This is a genomic window from Desulfomonilia bacterium, assembly GCA_036567785.1.
Classification (GTDB): Bacteria; Desulfobacterota; Desulfomonilia; order UBA1062; family UBA1062; genus DATCTV01.
In genome coordinates this window covers 374,675-392,564 of the sequence record DATCTV010000034.1, presented here as the reverse complement: position 1 = coordinate 392,564, position 17,890 = coordinate 374,675, and the positions used below count along the sequence as shown (strand labels likewise).

Below are 17,890 nucleotides of genomic sequence, written 5' to 3'. Positions count from 1 at the left end.
TTTTTTAAAGACAAAAGTCCCTTTTTGAAATCTGCTCACAATCTTGAGTATTTTTACTCAACGTATTGAGCAAAAAAACATGCTGGGGTTGTATGACCTACAAGAGACACGTCTTCATGAACATCGGCGTTTTATTCAAATACTCTCAGGGCCGCACCAGACATGCAAGACAACACTTGCGCACCAGGCTATTGAAAAGTCTAAGATTCCTGCACAAATGCCTCGACTGTCAAAAAACGATAAATATCTACGTTGCGCAGGAACTTTAAGAGATCGGTAATGCATATATATAATGCCTTGCAAATTATTATTTGACATCTAATTCTATTTTCATTACCTAAGGATATAGGAGGAAATATATTATGGCAATTACCGCAACGATAACATCAAAAGGACAGATAACCATACCGGCTAAATTTAGAACTATATTAAAATCAAAATCGGTTGAGATTGAATCCGATGGTCAAGTTCTTATTCTACGGCCCGTAAGAAAAGTTGGTGGGGCTTTAAGTAAATATTCGAACGAGTATATCCCGATAAAGAAAGCAAGGGAGAAGGTGTGGGAAGAGGTAGTGCATGAAAGAAACCGTAATTCCTGATACTAATGTAATTCTTCGTTATCTGATTAAAGATGCCCCTGAGCATTATATTGAAGCAGACGTTTTTTTTGATAAAGTATATGAGGGCAGGGTAAATGCCGTCATACTTGAGTGTGTCATTGCCGAATGTGCTTATGTGCTGGGCAAGCTCTATAAGATTCCGCGTGCCGAAATATCAGAGCATCTTATAGAATTGCTTAATTACAGGGGCATATCGAATGCCGATAAAAATGATCTTATTTTAGCCTTAAAACTTTATTCTCTTAACACATTGGACATAGCAGATTGCATCGCTGCTGCAAAAGCATCCGGCATGAACGCCAAACTATTCAGTTTTGATAAAGACTTAAACAAGGCGTTCAATAAGCTTGTCAAAAATCAATAAAATAATTTATTACATCAGCCCCTTATAGAACCCGCCGTCAATCGGGATCGAGGTCCCTGTTATATAGGCCGCCTTTTCAGACGCCAAGAATGCAGCCAGATGGCCTATTTCGTCCGGGTCTCCGATACGTTTGAGCGGTATTTCATTTTTCCAGAACTCAAGAATTTCTTCAGGTCTGACGTTTTTAAGTCCGGCAAGGCTTTTTGCAAGCTTTTCGACGCGCTCGGTCATGAAATAGCCGGGCAGAATGTTGTTGATGGTTATATTAAACGGGGCAAGCTCTCTCGAGAGAGTCTTTGCAAGTCCAATAACGCCTGCACGCACCGTGTTTGAAATGATAAGCCCCTCAATAGGCTGTTTGACGGCAATTGAAGTGAGGTTGATTATCCGTCCCGATTTCTTTTCCTTCATGAACGGGATTGCGGCGCGGATCATTACGATTGTACTTAAAAGATTCAGCCGGAATCCCTCTTCCCATGTGTTGTCGTCTATTGCCTCAAAAGACATGGCAGGCGGACCTCCTGCATTTGTAACAAGGATGTCTATTCCGCCCAGATCTTGCGCTGCTTTCTCAATAAATTCCTTTGTCCCGGACGGATTGCTGACATCCGCGGTATAGGCGATCGCTTCAATTGAAAGTGACTTCAGCTCATCACATGCCTTATTGATATTGACGCTGTCCCTTGAACATATTGCAAGTCTGGCACCTTCAAGGCCCAGAGCTTTTGCTATAGAGAAGCCCAGTCCTCTGCTTGCACCGGCTATTACCGCAGATTTTCCTTTTAGCCCCAGATCCATAACTGCCTCCTTTTGTGGCTGATAGCAGACTTGATAATACCGGACAACAAAATCATAATTTATTGCTACAGATTGTTTCAATTTTTTACGATAAGAATCCTGTACTGATTATAAATACGGAGGAAAAAATGAAAAGAGACCTTAAGGCCCTGTCGGAAAAAACCTATGACCTTCTTGTTATAGGAGGCGGCATAACAGGCGCATGCGTTCTTTGGGATGCGGCTTTAAGAGGCCTGAAAACAGCACTCATCGACAAATCGGATTTTGGCGCAGCCACCTCGGCTGCGACATCCAAACTCATACACGGAGGACTCAGATATTTAAAGACAATGGAGCTTGGCCTTGTCAGGGAATCGCTGCAGGAAAGGCGCATACTGGAAATGATAGCCCCGCACCTCGTATATCCGATGCCTTTTATTTTCCCAGCCTACGGATGGGGAATGCGCGGTCTTCCGGCAGTAATATCGGCCATGGTGTTTTATGATTCGCTCGCATATGACAGGAAATGGATTAACGACGACGACAGAAAAATCCCCGCGCATGAGAGATTAAATGCCGAAGAAATTCTTGAACTGGCACCCGGCCTTGTAAAGGAAGGGCTCAAGGGAGGCGTCATATACCATGACTGCCAGATGTATTCGCCTGAAAGGCTGACACTTGAATTCATACTCTCGGGTGTCGAATACGGTGCGGAAGCTGCAAATTACACTGAAGTGACTGAACTTATCAACGAAGGCGACACCATAACCGGAGTCAGAGTACGTGACGTGCTGTCAGGCGAGGAATATTCAATTCGTTCCAGGGTCACAATCAATGCGACAGGCCCCTGGGCTGACCTTATGCTGGGCAAACTCAAGGGAAAGACTCATCATGGACTTGTCAGGTCAAAGGGCATTCATATAATCACTCGTGCCATAGGCAAAGATAAGGCCATAACCCTTCAGACCCCGGGCGGCAGGCATTTCTTTATAATCCCCTGGAGAGGCCACAGCCTCATCGGTACTACGGATGAACTCTTCAAGGGAAATCCCGATGACTTCAAGGTAACTGAAAACGATATCCAGGGTCTCATAAGCGAGGTTAACGAAGGATACCCTTCTGCAAACTTAAAGCGCTCCGACGTGCTTTTCCATTATGGAGGACTGAGGCCAATAGTTGAAAAAGAAACAAGCATAGAAGTAGAAGTATATGATGCCTCACGCAAGTATGAGATATACGATCATGAGGTGGATGACCGGATAAAGGGCTTCATTACAGTCATTGGGGGAAAGTATACCACATCGAGAAACCTTGCCGCACAGCTTGTCGACCTCACAGTCAGCAAGCTCGGAAAAGAGCCATTGCCCTGTATGACCCATACCACGCCGCTTTATGGAGGGGACATAGCCAGATATTCTACATTTGTAGAAAGGGCAAAGATAAAAAGGCCTGCCGGACTTCCGGATGAAATAATAGAGAATCTCTGCAGAAACTACGGTACCAGATATCTCGATGTAATAGCGACATCCCCGAAGAAACTGGAAAAGGTCTGTGACAGCCTCCCTGATATTACTGCCGAGGCTGTTTATTCACTGAAAAATGAAATGGCGTTAAGGCTTTCCGACATCCTCTTCAGAAGAACCGGCATATGCACTCTTGGAAATCCCGGTGCCGATGTCATAGACAATATCGCTTCCATCGCAGCTAAAGAACTCAAGTGGACCAAGGCAAAAAAGGCCCTGGAAATCGATTCAGTAATGTCGGCATTTGAGACGCTGAAGGAATAGGTGACAAAGAAAAAGATTGATAATGAGATTTTCAAGGGGAAGAATATCCTCCTTGTCAATCCATGGATTTATGACTTTGCCGCCTATGACATGTGGGCCAGGCCCCTTGGGCTTCTTTATATCGGCTCACTGCTCAGGGCTTATGGCTGTGAGATCACCTTTATAGACTGCCTTCAGGCAGACCCTTTGCCCAGAAAACCGGGAGGACATGGAAAGTTCAGGAGGAAGGTCGTCGAAAAACCGCAGGCGCTAGCCTTCTTCCCGAGAAATTATTCCAGGTACGGGATTGACCCTGATGAATTTGATTTAAGGCTTAAAGGCATTCCCGAACCTGATGCGATTCTTGTAACTTCTCTCATGACATACTGGTATCCAGGTGTAATCGATGCAATCAGGCGGATAAAAAAGAGATATGCAGAAATTCCTGTTATTCTCGGCGGCATATACGCGACACTTCTCGGCGAGCATGCATCGAGATTTTCAGGCGCCGATATGATAATTCAGGGTGAAGGTGAAGCAGGCGCTGTTGAAACCCTGTGCTCGATATGGAATATCGAGAAGCCCCGCCTGTTTGATACCGCAGACCTTGACGCATTTCCCTATCCTGCTTTTGACCTTACATCCTCACCATATGTATGCATACTGACGTCAAGGGGATGCCAATATCGATGTACTTACTGTGCATCAAAAATCTTAAATAAAGGATTCAGAAGGCGCAACCCAGTAATGGTAGCCGATGAAATCGGGTTCTGGAACTCAAAGGGAATCAGGGATTTTGCATTTTATGATGATGCACTCCTGTACGAGCCTGAACTCACAGCGATTCCCCTCATGGAAGAAATTATAAAAAGGGATATCAAGGTTCAATTCCATTGTCCGAACGGTCTTCATGCAAATTCAATAAGTGAAGAAGTTGCAACGCTGATGAAAAAATCCGGCTTCAGGACAATAAGGCTTGGACTTGAGACTTCAGACTCGGCTTTACAGACTGCAACGGGTTCAAAGGTTACGAATCAGGAGTTTGCCCTGGCAGTAAAGAATCTCCATAAAGCCGGGTATGCCGATAACGACATCGGGGTATATGTACTTTGCGGCATGCCGAAGCAGGATATCAGGCAGGTTATCGATACGGTTAATTTTGTAAAGACAACCGGGGCACGACCCTTGATAGCAGAATATTCCCCGATTCCAGGAACGCCTTTGTGGCCGGAAGCAGTCAAGGTAAGCCCTTTCCCCATAGAATCGGAACCGCTCTTTCACAATAACTCGCTCCTTCCCTGCAGGTGGGAAAATCTTACATATGAGATGTACAGAAAATTGAAGGCTGAGATTAAATAATCCTTTTAATCAAGAATGCCGGATTATCTGGAAAGCCACTCCCTCAAATAATCATCGTTTGTAGTAGATAAAATCTGTATGCCCATACCGTATTCAGGAATGTTTCTAACCACGATGCCTTTTATGCCGAGGTCCCTGCCGATATTGTATTCATCTATATTGATAATGACAGTTTCACCATGGCAGGTAGGATTCTGGGATTCAACGAATATACCGCCTCTGCTTATATCACGTATACGGACATTCTCAAGCGCCTGGGTGCCCCCCTTGAACAACGCGGCACAGCCTAGTTTTCGCCTGGGATATTTTCTTTTTTCTTCCATCAACACCCTCCCTAAAGAGCATGACAATTTTTAAGTTTTATTATCGTCAAGTATCTTATGGAATCTTTAATATTTTATATAAATTTCTGTCAAATTTTTTTATTGGAAATCTTGAGGAATTTCTATTGAATTTTACACTTTAATATCAAACAAATTAAATCTATTAAGTGTCTGAAATCCCTTTATTCATTATCGATGGAAAATATTCACTTTTTGGATATAATATGTCTCTATACAGGACAAAATGAAATGTGGGCCTTTACCGAAATTGGTTGAGGATGTTAAACATTCAGGATCCTGTCAGGTGCCACCAAATTAAGTATCAAGGGAGAAAAAAACATGAATAAAAAGCTTGTCCAAATTATAATTTGTGCATTTATCATTATGCTGCTTGGATCCTGCACAACACTCAAAACCAGACCTGAAGCAGACACAAAGACTATTTCCCTGGATTATGGAGTGGACGTATCAGATGACTTTTCAAAGACATTCACTTCCATAAAAAAAGTGGGCATTCTCGCAGATATATGTGTTGCCGAACATATGCATGCACTGCTTCTCAACGAATCCATAAGTGCAGAGAAGGAGGCCATTGCAGGGTTTAAAAGCTACCTCAAAAAGAATAAAAAAGTTCCGGTTTTATGCCCTGAACCCTATGTGGGATCATATATCACCGATCAAACCGGGGTCGATGTAAAAATAGGCACCGTTATTGAAAACAGAACCCCCCCCTTTGTATCACCTTCTTTATCGGATAACGATAAAGAATATAACGAGGCCCTTACAAAAGTAATTGCCCTGGCAGCCGATATGCCGAATAAGAGTGAAAACCGGAACAGCTCATTCAAACCGGATGAGAATATAATCAAATCCCTTTCTATGATTAGAGACAGAACGGGTTCGGATGCCCTTCTCGTTATTATAGGACAGGCTCAGGTATATCTGAGAGATAAGAACAACAAAATCATTGGAAATGAAACCGGAGTAGGTTTTTCCAACCCTTCTCCAGATTCAATTCAAATCATTGACATGAGAAAGGATGATATTGACTCTCTGGCCTTGCTTGTTGATTTTAAGAGCAATCAGGTTATCTGGTCCAATTCGATGAGGCTTAACCTCCCCCGAGATGTCAAGGATTACAATCCTTTCTTCAGAAATGTCTTTCCTGTGACCATGTTAAAAGGAATCTCGTTCATGTAATGGGTTTATGCTGACAGTGTTGTCATAAAATCCTTATATTTTACGGTTCACGCAGGGGTATTATATGAAAAGAATGATAATATTGCTTTGCATCGTCTGCATTATTATGAGCGCTTGCGTAATGGTGAAAAAAAGATTCAATGCCTCGGTCGATAAACCCTCAGGCACTGTTGAAATAGAAGGAATCAAGGAAAAAGTCATTATAAGGAGGGACAGCCTCGGTATTCCTTATATCGAAGCGAACAATGAGGAAGACCTTTTTTTTGGAGCCGGTTACGCAATGGCCTCAGACAGGCTGTGGCAGATGTATCTGAGAAGCATGGCCATGCAGGGCAGACTTTCAGAAATAGCCGGAAAGGACATGCTTCAAACCGATATTTATTTCAGGACTCTCGGAATAAAAAAATATGTGGACGACACCCTGCTTGCCCTGGATAAAAGATACCTGCTTTCCCTTGAGAGCTTTTCAAAAGGCGTAAACACCTATCTTAAAACAAAAAAATACCTTCCAGCAGAGTTTGCCATAACAGGTTTCGCGCCTCATCCGTGGACACCGTCCGACAGCCTGTATTGTTTCAGCGCAATAGGTTACGGCCTGTCATACAATCTCTATGAAGAGCTCGATTACATGGCTATCGCCTCTCAGCTCGGATATGAAAAAACAGCATGGCTCTTCCCCGTATATCCTGGAACCCCTCTTCCGGAAGACGAAATCAAAAAGCTTGATTCCGTTCCTTTCCACGATTTGACAGGTGATATGAATGATAAGCACAGTTCAACCAATTACCTGGATAACATAATACCCAAATCTCTGCCGGCATCAAACAACTGGGCGCTTATGGGCTCAAAAACACTCGGCGGAAAATCAATAATATGCAACGATACGCACCTGATTCCGACAACGCCTTCAAACTGGATGATCATGCATCTCAAATGCCCGGGATATGAAGCAGGAGGCGTCCTCATTCCAGGGCTTCCTGTTGTTGTCCTGGGTTATAACGGGCATGTGGCATGGGGTGTAACCATGGTATGTGCCGATACCGAGGACCTGTTCATAGAAAAACTCAAAACCGACAAAAACAAACTCATGTACTTGTATAAAGGAGAGTGGCTGCCGGCAGAAACGAGAAATGAAGTATTTCGCATCAAATCTGAGAAACCGGAAATGAAGGTTATTTCAGCAACGTGTCATGGCCCGCTTCTGAATACCAATATAAGCACACTGCCTTTTTCTCCTGTGATCATGCCCGATGCAAAGAATTATGGTCTGGCTCTTTCATGGATGTTTCAGGGAATATCAGATACATATGCGGGATTTTACAAGCTTGCCCAGGCAAAGAATATTTATGATGCGAATAAAGCCATATTGAATATCAAAGCCATGTACCTGAATTTCATATATGCCGACAGCGATAATATAGCCTGGCAGGTCTCCGGCTTATGTCCGCTAAGAAAGAATGGCCGGGGGTTGTTCCCGTCTTCGGGCTGGGATGGAGAGTATGACTGGACAGGCGTTGTACCTGTTGAAAAGATGCCCCATGATATGAACCCATCGAAAGGCTTTCTTGCAACAGCAAACAATATGACTGTCCCTCAGGACTATCCTGTAATGATATCGAATTCATGGGCAAAACCAGAGAGATTTGAAAGAATAGAAACGATGCTGGCCCCGATGAATAACGTGACAACCGGCGATATGATAAGCATGCAGGTTGACAGATATTCCATCATGGCCTCAAAGGTTCAGAAAATGCTGTTTGAAGGTGATTCCGCTTCTGAAATCAGGAATGCAATTGACCGCCTTTCGCCAAAGAATCAGGAAAAGGCCAGAAAAGCACTCGAACTTCTGGACCCGAAGGTCTTTAACTGCGTAATGAGTCCGACATCAATATTTGCCGCAGTCATGGGTGCCTTTTACCATACTGCAACAATAAATACCTTTATGGATGACTTCGGGCCATCCGAAGACGCTCAATGGAAAGCTTTCGGAAATCTTACCGGAAAGCTCAAAAACGCCAATACATTCCTTAATGAGACAAAGCCGTATGGAGACACGGGCTGGAAATCTTTTGAATCATCAAACAATATGGGTTATTCCGCGCCGGAGGACCATATCCTCTCAAGAAAGGAATCACCTTTCTGGGATGACATAAGGACCGGGAAAAAGGAAACCAAGGCGGATATACTTGCCATATCACTAGCCGATGCGGTACTCCTTTGCGAGAAGAACATGGGACCCGACCCCAGAGACTGGCAATGGGGAAAGCTGATTCACTATGAATTCAAACACGATATAACCAATTCGCTGCCATTCGGGGCTTTCGATGATTATTTCAATCCCGGCACCTATCCTGCGGGCGGTGACTGGGCCACTATCAATGTGGCAGGCTTTTCCTGGACAGACGATTCTTTCGAAGTTATTGAAACCCCGGTCATGCGTATGATAGTAAATTTCGGAGATTCCGATCCTTCTGCTTACATCGTTACCGTACCGGGTCAGTCAGGTAATCCTTCAAGCCCGCATTACAAAGACATGACTGCTGAATATTTCATCACCGGGAAAATATACCCGATGCCGTTCAGTGATGAAAATATAAAATCTCAATACACAGATGTGCTTACGCTTATACCGAAATGATCTGATCTGTTTTGTTCGCGGTTATCAAAACAGGTTGTAAAACAGGGCAGATTATTTTGCATATCTCATCCTCCTACATGTCTGCTGTCAAAAACTTGTGGTAACACGCAAGCCAGTAAGCCACAAGGTAATCTACGCCAGAATGGACCATCCTCGGATTATATGTGCCGCATTCATTAATCTCGAAAGGATTTTTCTGAAACTGGAACCCGGCGGAACATTGCTGTTTGACTGGAAATGCCTCTTTTGCCTGCGCCTCGACATTTCCCATTATCTCTTCAAGCCAGGGCTGTTCGTCGTAAATCTTGGCAAGCATTACAGAGGTTGGATCAAGGGTGTACGTTGAAGGATCTCTTGCTGGCAGGTAGTATTCATAATTCGGCACATCGTGAAAATCAAGAAGGTCATGAACAAGCTGGTTGAAGTAGTCGACATCGGGATTATTTTTCCATCCCCCCTGTCCCATATAGATTCCGGTAAACCACGGGTTATGAGAAAGTCTTGTATAGGTATGAACAGAGTTGTTAAACTCGCTCAGAAGCCAGTTGTAGTCATCCTCGCTGAAATAGACCCTTCCGAGCCTCAGGAGATTGTACCAGTTCGTATGGGCAAGGTTATTCCCGTAGTATTGGGTGTAACGGTTCATGAAATTTATATCAGACACCTTGATGTTAACACGGTTGGAGTTCAGGAGCATCTTGCTGAGTTCCTTCCTCATCGTCTCGTCGCCTGTGATATGGTATCCGATCGTGCAGAAACTGAGCCTCATGCTGGGCAATACCTCCGGGGCAACAGGGCTCTTTTTGCCGTCTTCGGCAATGATATTCCAGCCGTTTTTAATAAGAGTTGTCACGACCGTACCAACATCCTCGCGGATGATTGAGCGCATTTGTTCATCATCGACCAGATCATAGGCAAGGGCCATTCCGAAGAACCACCCTGTGTACTGGTCCCTGCTGGTTTCCCCCCACCAGAAATCCCCGGTGTAGGGGCCTGAATCGACCTTATGACACCTGCTCGACCTGCTGCACCAATCATCGCCATGATATCCCAGAGAATCCTGCGGTGCCCAGTACCTTGAAATGTAACCTGTTTTCCCGGTCACGTGCAGATGCCCAGAAAGGGTATTTACGATACGCAAAACATTGGATTTCGCCTGAACATCGCCTGTTACATAATATCTGAAGGCCTGACTGCCGAGATATGTCCCTGTCCAGATAGTGCTGTCTCCGTAACCGTCAATGGCTTCAACTTCAGTCCTGGCATCATCCTTAAAGAGGATATGCACAGAGCCTCCATAATAAGGCTGATGCCATTTCAGGTGCCAGGCGTCATATTCCTGAGCCTTCAGACGTAAAGAACCGGGCGTGACGGAGTCATCATAATCTCTTAATTCTACGGGATTCTGAGGCCAGGAGGCAATATAGCCGTCATCCTTGGGGCAACCAGTCAATAATGAGATTATCACACACAGAAAAACAGTATTTACTGTACGCATCAGGTATCCTCCTCATACAAATTAAAGCTTTATAAAAAATAATTATAAGCGACATACTTCCAGAATCCAGCAAAAAAATATTTTCCGGAACCCAATTCGCCTTGCACGGCCATAACGACTCATTATTATCTCATGAGACAGCCAAGAGTAATGAGGGAGGGGGTATATATGAGAGAATTTATACGTCATCCGTCAGATATTCCCATTAAATACCGTATCCAGGATTCCAACACTATCGGCATCAATAATCTGAAGAATATCTCCGTAGGTGGATTGTGTTTCAAATCGTCGGTGCCTCTTGCAAACGGATTGCAGCTTATACTCAGTATTCCCGTTATCAAACCTGCTTTCAAGGCCAAAGGGGTTGTTGCATGGTGCAAAAAAGTAGACGATGGTTTTGACGTAGGGGTGAATTTTTTCGATAGCGATACTCAATACCGCATCCGGATTATTGAGCAGATCTGCCAGATTGAACATTACAGAAAAGAAGTTCAGCGCAAGGAAGGACGCACCATAAGCGCGGAAACGGCTGCTGAAGAATGGATTGAAAAGTATGCTTCCGATTTTCCAAGGTCAGAATGAATACATATGATTATTGATGAGACTGTGCCCTGGCAGCCGGGTGTTTAAACTGCTCACCAGGGAACATATCCCTGCTGAACAGCGTGCATATAGTCACTAGGGTTTTCCGTATGACTGTATAATACCTTGTTTCTTTGATTAAGTTCCGATTTCATTTTTATACTTTCAACCTGTTTATTTTTAATAATCGGTTCACTTATATTCAACTCAAAGCTTTTTCCCGGTGATGGCTGCAAATCCGCTGCAACATTACATACATATGAATAGTCTATCATTTGTATTCCCAAGGGGTTGTTGCCTTCAGCAAAAGAAGTGGATGAAATTAATATTAAAGCTGCAAGTAACACCGATGCTCTAAGCATTCCAATCATAATATCCTCCCTTGATTCTATAATATCTATCGGATGAACTGGGTAATACTTTAGCCTAAGTATATTATTTAAAGCATAACGAGAGTAATTGATTACCTTTTGGTTTTCGGGGGCGATTTTTCTGCGACCTGGTTGTTCCGACATGCCGAGAGTTACGGTTGAAAAAATCATGTTCCCGTCTGGATGCCGCAAACAGTAAAGATTATCTCATCTCCATGTGGCAATAAGCACCTGAATTGATATATAAACATTAAATGGACAGGAGAATCATTGCAATCCTGGGAGTTTCGATAATCGAGATCGCCATGAGGCTTTTCTACAAACACCTCGGCATCGACCCTCTGCTTTACACTTTGACAGCCCGGTTGATTCAGGCGGCATTAATTATTGGAACGGCTTCCGGTTGTTCAGGCATAAAAACAAAGTCCGTCACAAAAGAAACCATCATCGGGATTGGCTGTATTGCAGCCTTCGGTATCGTGGTCCTTTCTGCAGACCTTGCATCAAGGCTCGCCGTACATGGAGGAATCCTGAGGATGCTTCTCAAGAAACAAGAGGTAAACAATGTCTTCCTGTTCTTTATTGTGGGCTGCTTAATCGGCCCTTTTGTTGAAGAGCTTTTTTTCAGGGGCCTTATCCAGTCACTGGCCAGACAGTACATGCCTGCATTTGCAGCGATTGCCGTCTCTTCTCTCTTCTTCGCATCAATGCACGGGAGTCTGTCTGTGGTTCAGCTTGCCGGCGGCATAATGTTCGGGATCATATATGAATGGCGCGGAAGCATCTGGGCTGGTTATATCTTTCACGTGGCAGCCAATACCGGAATATGGCTTTATCCCTACCTCTGGCCCTTTATCCTTAGTCGAATATAATCGTTTTATTGCCGTTAATAAAAACCCTGTTTTCGAAAACCAGCTTCAATGCCCTAGCAAGTACCACCTTTTCAACATCTCTTCCGGCCTGACGCATCTCTTCCGGTCCGTAAGTATGGTCGATATGTATGACATCCTGCGTTATTATCGGGCCTTCATCAAGATCATCTGTAATGAAGTGGGCGGTTGCTCCGATTATCTTGACCCCTCTGTCATAAGCCTGCGTATAGGGATTCGAACCGATGAATGCTGGCAAAAATGAGTGGTGGATATTAATTATCCTGTTTTTATATCTTGAAACAAAATCAGGACTGAAAACTCTCATATACTTTGCAAGGACTATGTTATCGGGCGCAAATTCATCTATGATTGAAGATATCCGGCCCTCATGCTCTTCCCTTGTAATACCTGCATGCGGAACATAAAAATACGGCAGACCAAAACCTTCAACAAGCTGCTTGAGCCTTTCCTGATTGCTTATGACCGCCTTAATCCTTGCATTCATCTCGCCGAAAGCGTGTCTTATGAGAAGGTCTCCAAGGCAGTGAGGTTCTTTTGTTGCAAGAACCACAATCTCTTTTTTTCTGGCCTCGGTTATTTCGATGTTGGCATCATCAGGCAGGGCTTCCTTCATATCAGTTAAAAGTTTCTCAGGAAGGTCACCGGAAAACTCCGTGCGCATGAAAAAGTGCATGCGCTCCCTGTCAACAAATTCCCCGTTCTGTGTGATGTTGAATCCATGCTTCAGCAGAACTCCAGTCATTGCATGGATAATGCCCTTTTTGTCCTGGCAGTCCATCCGCATTATGTAAGTCGCCATTGTTCTCAGCCTTTCATGTTCTGCTATTTTGAATGGCTCGCCAGCCAGACGAGCGAGCCCTTTATTTTTCTCCATATGCTGCCGTTTCTTTCCACATATACTACAGCCTCGTCCTCGCTGCCGAAGCTGTACATGTCAGGTAGAATTTCCGGCATTTCTTTCCTGTTGAGCAGGTAAATCGGGACAAACATATTTGCCTTGATCGCATTTCTCAAGAATCCCAGCGAATCAATGGCATCTCCGTGTTTCATAAATGCGAAAAGCGCCTTTGTATAAAGCCACTCACAGGAAACCTCATCATATTTGTCTAGCAATTTCTCAAGCTCATCCTCAAGTCCGAGATACAGAAGACAACCTGCTATTATGTAGCGAATGCCCTGATTGTCCGAAGGGTTAAGCTCAAGCATTTCCCTGTAGTGATTCAAGGCCTCCTCAAAATGACCTCCTTCCCAGAGACAGCCTGCAAGTCCTGCTTTTGCCCTCATATATGGCCTGGTTTCAATATGGCCCCAGAAGTGACCTTTAATATCATCGAAATGCCTCTTGCCAATTGTTCGCATACCTGCTTCAACACCTTTCCTATATAATTCTATTGCCTCAAAAAGGTGGTCTGCCGTTTCCTCCGCCAGCATGACATAGGCATCGGCACAGTCGGGATAAATTTCGAGGGCCTTTTCTGCGAGCGCCACCCGCTTGGCATAGGTATCTGCATCCCATGCCTCGTAAATAAGATCCTGGGCCTTTTCGGCGGCATTTCTTGGCAGAGCCAATTCCCTTGCTCCTTCAATCAGCTGCAGGAAGGGTTTGGGCGTTTTTATCGAACGGAGGTCTGTACCTTTTTTATTTCTCCTGCCGGTTAAATCATTATTGTCATCGGTCATCTGAAAATCCCTTGTCCGGATCTAAATTTAATCTTTGCTGAAAAAAAGCTTGCAGGCCATGCAAAACGCACAGCTTTCTCCCATGCTGATTACATTCTAATGAATCCTTATAATAATAACAATCCCAAATAAGGGGTCTCTATTCCCTGTGTCCTCCACAGAACGGGCACTTTATCCACTCCTCTTCCAGCGGCATCTTGCACAGCTTGCAGACATTGTGTTTGAAGTTGCCGCAATACGGGCAGAAGAGGAATTTCATATCTATCATTGCACTGCATGAAGGGCATTTGTATTCATGCTTTGTCTGAGGACCGAGAACACGTATCAGTTCTTCCAGTGTTGTATCCCCGGATTTGACCTTTGCTATCCCAGCATCCATGAGCGTGCACATGCCTGCCGATATTGCAAGACTCCAGATATCCGATTCCCTGTAGTTGCTGCTTATAATGTATCTGAAATCGTCATTCATGCTGAATATCTCGAAGAGGCCAACACGTCCGGAGTAGCCGTCATTACCGCATTGAGGACAACCCTTTCCTTTGTATACCTTATCGCCTATCTGCTTTTTCGAAATGTTAAGCAGACGCATCATGTTTTCATCGGGTTCAACCTCTTCCTTGCAGTACCGGCATATCTTTCTTACAAGCCTCTGGGCAATTATCCCTTCAAGAGTGGACGATATCAGATAAGGCTTCACGCCCAGGTCGATAAGCCTTGTAATGGAAGCAATTGAATTGTTTGTATGCAGTGTTGACAGAACCATATGACCGGTCATTCCGGCCTTGAAAACGACATCCGCGGTTTCGAGGTCACGAATCTCGCCGACCAGAATTACATCCGGGTCCTGCCTCATGGTTGAACGAAGGACATTGGCGAAAGAAAGGCCCAGCTTGTCTTTGATATAAACCTGGTTTGCATCTTCAAGAAAATATTCGACAGGGTCTTCGATTGTCTCGAAGTTTTTCGTGCTCTGCATCATTGTGTTGAGAATTGAATAGAGCAGGGTTGTCTTGCCGCTTCCCGTGGGACCGGTCGCGATGATTATCCCCTGCGGTTTCTTCATTAGGTGATATATCCTGTCAAGATCCTCCTTTTCAATTCCAAGTTCATAAAGCTGTTTGATGGAAGCACTCTTGTCGAGGATCCTGAGCGTCGCCTTTTCACCGTTTATCGTCGGCAGGGTTGAAACACGCAAATCAACCAGCCTTGTTCCTGATTTTACCGTGAACCTGCCGTCCTGTGGTTTTCTGCGTTCCGAAATATCCATTTTTGACAGTATCTTTATCCTGGAAATGGTGGATGCATGATAGTCGATTGGGAGTTTGATCTTTGCATGCAGTATGCCGTCTATTCTGTAGCGGATAAGCGTGAACTTTGTCTTGGGTTCTATATGTATATCGCTTGCCTTGTATCTGATAGCTTCCGATATGATTGCGTTAACAACACGTATGATCGGCGGAACTTCTGAAGAATTAAGGAGTTCCTGAACATTGAGGTTTTCGTCTTCGTCGTCAATGACAATATCGATTTCATCCATCGGCTCGATGCCGCTTACCAGATCGACATCATCATACTGGCCATTCTCCTTCTCGCCATAAGACTGCCTGATTGCCTTTAATATATCAGCACTTCCTGAAATCAGCGGGAAAACCTTCAAGCCTGTAAGGTATTCTATGTTGTCCCTCAGGAAAATATCGGACGGGTCTGCCATTGCAACAGTCAGGTTGCTGCCTTCAAGACTGATCGGCAGAAGCCTGTTGCGCTCACAGAAATCCTTCGGCAGGGAACGTACTATGCCGGGATTTATATGAGTTTCATTGATGTCTATGAATTCTATATTCAGATGCGCCTGAAGGGCCTTGATTATCTTTGAGTCGGATGCAAAGCCCAGCCTCACGATCGTTTCGGTTATAAACTCGTCTTCCTGTTTGTCCTTCTGAGCCTTTACAAGTTCTTCCGGTTTCAAAATGCCCAGTTTGATCAGAATATTGCCAAGCGCTTTCCTCTCCTTGTCATACAGGGCGGAGAAGTTCTTTATTTTCATCTGCTGTTTTTTTGTGATTTCCTTTAAAACCCTGTTCTCCTTTAAAAGCACATACTGCTGCAGCGCAAGGCTTACCGACAGGCGCAGATCCTCATCATTCCAGGGCTTTGTTATAAATTTGTAAACGGCTCCTTCGTTAACGGCCCCCATCACAGCCTGTACATCGGCATGTCCTGTCAGCATTATTCTGAGTATTCCCGGCTTTCTCTTTTTTATCTCTCTCAGGAGATCAACACCGTTCATTCCGGGCATCTTGAAGTCCGAAATAACAAGCTGAATGCTTTCCCTCTCTATCAGGTCAAGGGCCTGCTCTGCATTAGAAGCAACAAGGAGGTTATAGTTTTCCTCAAGGAAGACCCTTTTCAGGGCCTTTAGGACATTCTCTTCATCATCGACAAAGAGCAGGGTGAACCTGTCAAATACTTCAATGTCTGATTGAAGCTCTTCCTGATTATCCAGCTGATCGGAAATTTCCTGTTTAAAAAGCTTTGAATACTTGGCCATGTTATTTCCTTATAGGCAGTTTTATTTTGAAAACTGCTCCGTTTTTATTTTCCACCTCAATTGATCCGTTATGAGATGTGATGGCGTCGTATGCAGTAGTCAATCCCAGCCCCTGCCCCTTGCCGACATCTTTAGTGGTGAAGAAAGGTTCGAATATCCGGTCTTTGATATCTTCTGCTATTCCCGGACCGTTATCGGCAATAGTTATATAAACCGATTCCTCGTCCGAAGTCGTGTCAATTGTTACAATAAGACCATCATGCCTGCTCTGCAGCGCATTGAGCAATATATTCAGAAAAGCCTGGGATAACAGGCCGAGTCTGCATTGTAAGCCCGGAATTGCCGAATAGTTCCTTATGAATTTCGTGCCGAAAGGCGTTTCATGAGCAAGAAGACATATAATACTGTCAATCTCAGAATTGATATTCATTATACCGATTTCTGTATCATCAATATGCGATACAGCCCTGAGATTTTTCACTATGACGGTTATCCTTTCGACGCCGCTCAAGCTTTCGTCGATAAGGCTCATGGAATCCTCAAACACGAAATCGAGTTTGAGCTGCTTCCACTTTTCCCGGGTCGCCTCATCAAGTTCAGGGATTGAAGAAACCGCACTTCTATAGTGGCTGAGCATTTCCTTTGCCTTGGAAAAATATTTGGACAGGGTTCTAAGGTTGCTTGATATGAATCCCATAGGATTGTTTATCTCATGTGCAATACCCGCGGCAAGAGAACCTATGGATGCCATCTTTTCCTGCTGAAGCATTATCGTGTGCGCCTGTTTTAGTTCTTCAGTCCGTTCCCTTACTTTAATTTCAAGGCTTTCAGCCAGTTCCCTGTACTTCTGTTCCGATGCTGAAAGTTCTTTGTTTATATGCAGAAGCTCGTCATAGGAGTGGTTTATAATTGTGGTATGTATCTCTGAAGTAAGCATCCGCTTCAGGTTGTTTTTGATAAGCGTATTGATGGAATGGTGCAGCAGCTTTGCTATCCCCTTGATATCCGTGCCGTTAATTGCATGGATCTCAAGCTTTGCAACGGGCTCCCCCTCAAGGATTATATTGAGGTTTTCTATGAGCGTTCCTCCCGAATCTCCGAAAGACCACAGGATATCTCCCCTGTCATCCCTTACAAGGACCTGACTGGCTCCTGCCTTAACTGCACCTTCCAGCATAGGCAGCACTTCATTTTTTTTGATAATATCCTTAATGTGCCTTTCTTCGCCCACTACAAAAGAAAGCTGTTCTCTGCTGTCATTTAACGCCATG

General features: G+C 44.3%; 16 protein-coding genes. 8 read left to right on the top strand and 8 right to left on the bottom strand.

Annotated features, from left to right (window positions below; all coding sequences use genetic code 11):
- Positions 1–362 precede the first annotated feature (362 nt).
- Together VIS94_10120 and VIS94_10115 are read left to right on the top strand one after the other, a co-directional pair.
- On the top strand, positions 363–599 hold the full coding sequence (locus VIS94_10120; GenBank protein ID HEY9161431.1) for an AbrB/MazE/SpoVT family DNA-binding domain-containing protein: 237 nt from the start codon (positions 363–365) through the stop codon (positions 597–599).
- Positions 577–984, top strand: a complete 408-nt coding sequence (locus VIS94_10115) for a PIN domain-containing protein (GenBank protein ID HEY9161430.1) — start codon at positions 577–579, stop codon at positions 982–984. Before VIS94_10120 ends, VIS94_10115 begins: the two co-directional genes overlap by 23 nt.
- Positions 985–993: 9 nt before the next feature.
- On the opposite strand, the gene VIS94_10110 is transcribed toward VIS94_10115, so the two are convergent.
- Positions 994–1,782, bottom strand: coding sequence for an SDR family oxidoreductase (locus tag VIS94_10110; GenBank protein ID HEY9161429.1), 789 nt, complete (start codon positions 1,780–1,782; stop codon positions 994–996).
- Between the two features lie 128 nt (positions 1,783–1,910).
- Between VIS94_10110 and VIS94_10105 the strand changes: the two genes are divergently transcribed.
- On the top strand, positions 1,911–3,548 hold the full coding sequence (locus VIS94_10105; protein HEY9161428.1) for a glycerol-3-phosphate dehydrogenase/oxidase: 1,638 nt from the start codon (positions 1,911–1,913) through the stop codon (positions 3,546–3,548).
- Entirely contained in the window at positions 3,549–4,886 is a 1,338-nt protein-coding gene (locus VIS94_10100; protein HEY9161427.1) for a radical SAM protein, read from the top strand.
- A gap of 23 nt (positions 4,887–4,909) precedes the next feature.
- On the opposite strand, the gene VIS94_10095 is transcribed toward VIS94_10100, so the two are convergent.
- Positions 4,910–5,209 (bottom strand): PilZ domain-containing protein, encoded by a 300-nt coding sequence (locus tag VIS94_10095; GenBank protein HEY9161426.1) that lies wholly within the window; start codon positions 5,207–5,209, stop codon positions 4,910–4,912.
- A gap of 339 nt (positions 5,210–5,548) precedes the next feature.
- On the opposite strand from VIS94_10095, the gene VIS94_10090 reads away from it, so the two are divergent.
- The gene (locus VIS94_10090) at positions 5,549–6,409 is read left to right on the top strand and encodes a hypothetical protein (GenBank protein ID HEY9161425.1); all 861 of its coding nucleotides are present in this window, start codon (positions 5,549–5,551) and stop codon (positions 6,407–6,409) included.
- Positions 6,410–6,473: 64 nt separating this feature from the next.
- A complete protein-coding gene (locus tag VIS94_10085) occupies positions 6,474–9,047 on the top strand; it encodes a penicillin acylase family protein (GenBank protein ID HEY9161424.1) in 2,574 nt (857 codons plus the stop codon).
- A 73-nt stretch (positions 9,048–9,120) separates the two neighbouring features.
- Here the strand turns inward: VIS94_10085 and VIS94_10080 are convergent, their stop codons facing one another.
- Positions 9,121–10,545, bottom strand: coding sequence for a hypothetical protein (locus VIS94_10080; protein ID HEY9161423.1), 1,425 nt, complete (start codon positions 10,543–10,545; stop codon positions 9,121–9,123).
- A gap of 168 nt (positions 10,546–10,713) precedes the next feature.
- Between VIS94_10080 and VIS94_10075 the strand changes: the two genes are divergently transcribed.
- Complete coding sequence (locus VIS94_10075; GenBank protein ID HEY9161422.1) at positions 10,714–11,127, top strand: PilZ domain-containing protein; 414 nt, start codon at positions 10,714–10,716, stop codon at positions 11,125–11,127.
- Positions 11,128–11,180: 53 nt separating this feature from the next.
- Here VIS94_10075 and VIS94_10070 read toward each other — a convergent pair whose 3' ends face one another.
- Positions 11,181–11,498: a hypothetical protein gene (locus VIS94_10070; GenBank protein HEY9161421.1), complete on the bottom strand. Its 318-nt coding sequence runs from the start codon at positions 11,496–11,498 to the stop codon at positions 11,181–11,183.
- 254 nt (positions 11,499–11,752) lie between these two features.
- On the opposite strand from VIS94_10070, the gene VIS94_10065 reads away from it, so the two are divergent.
- The gene (locus tag VIS94_10065; protein HEY9161420.1) at positions 11,753–12,370 is read left to right on the top strand and encodes a CPBP family intramembrane glutamic endopeptidase; all 618 of its coding nucleotides are present in this window, start codon (positions 11,753–11,755) and stop codon (positions 12,368–12,370) included.
- On the opposite strand, the gene purU is transcribed toward VIS94_10065, so the two are convergent.
- From purU to VIS94_10045, 4 genes are all read right to left on the bottom strand, one after another.
- Positions 12,357–13,265: a formyltetrahydrofolate deformylase gene (gene purU, locus VIS94_10060; GenBank protein HEY9161419.1), complete on the bottom strand. Its 909-nt coding sequence runs from the start codon at positions 13,263–13,265 to the stop codon at positions 12,357–12,359. The genes VIS94_10065 and purU overlap by 14 nt on opposite strands.
- Complete coding sequence (locus tag VIS94_10055) at positions 13,214–14,071, bottom strand: hypothetical protein (protein HEY9161418.1); 858 nt, start codon at positions 14,069–14,071, stop codon at positions 13,214–13,216. Before VIS94_10055 ends, purU begins: the two co-directional genes overlap by 52 nt.
- Before the next feature lie 139 nt (positions 14,072–14,210).
- Positions 14,211–16,619 (bottom strand): ATPase, T2SS/T4P/T4SS family, encoded by a 2,409-nt coding sequence (locus VIS94_10050; GenBank protein ID HEY9161417.1) that lies wholly within the window; start codon positions 16,617–16,619, stop codon positions 14,211–14,213.
- A gap of 1 nt (position 16,620) precedes the next feature.
- A complete protein-coding gene (locus tag VIS94_10045; GenBank protein HEY9161416.1) occupies positions 16,621–17,889 on the bottom strand; it encodes an ATP-binding protein in 1,269 nt (422 codons plus the stop codon).
- Position 17,890: the final 1 nt, after the last annotated feature.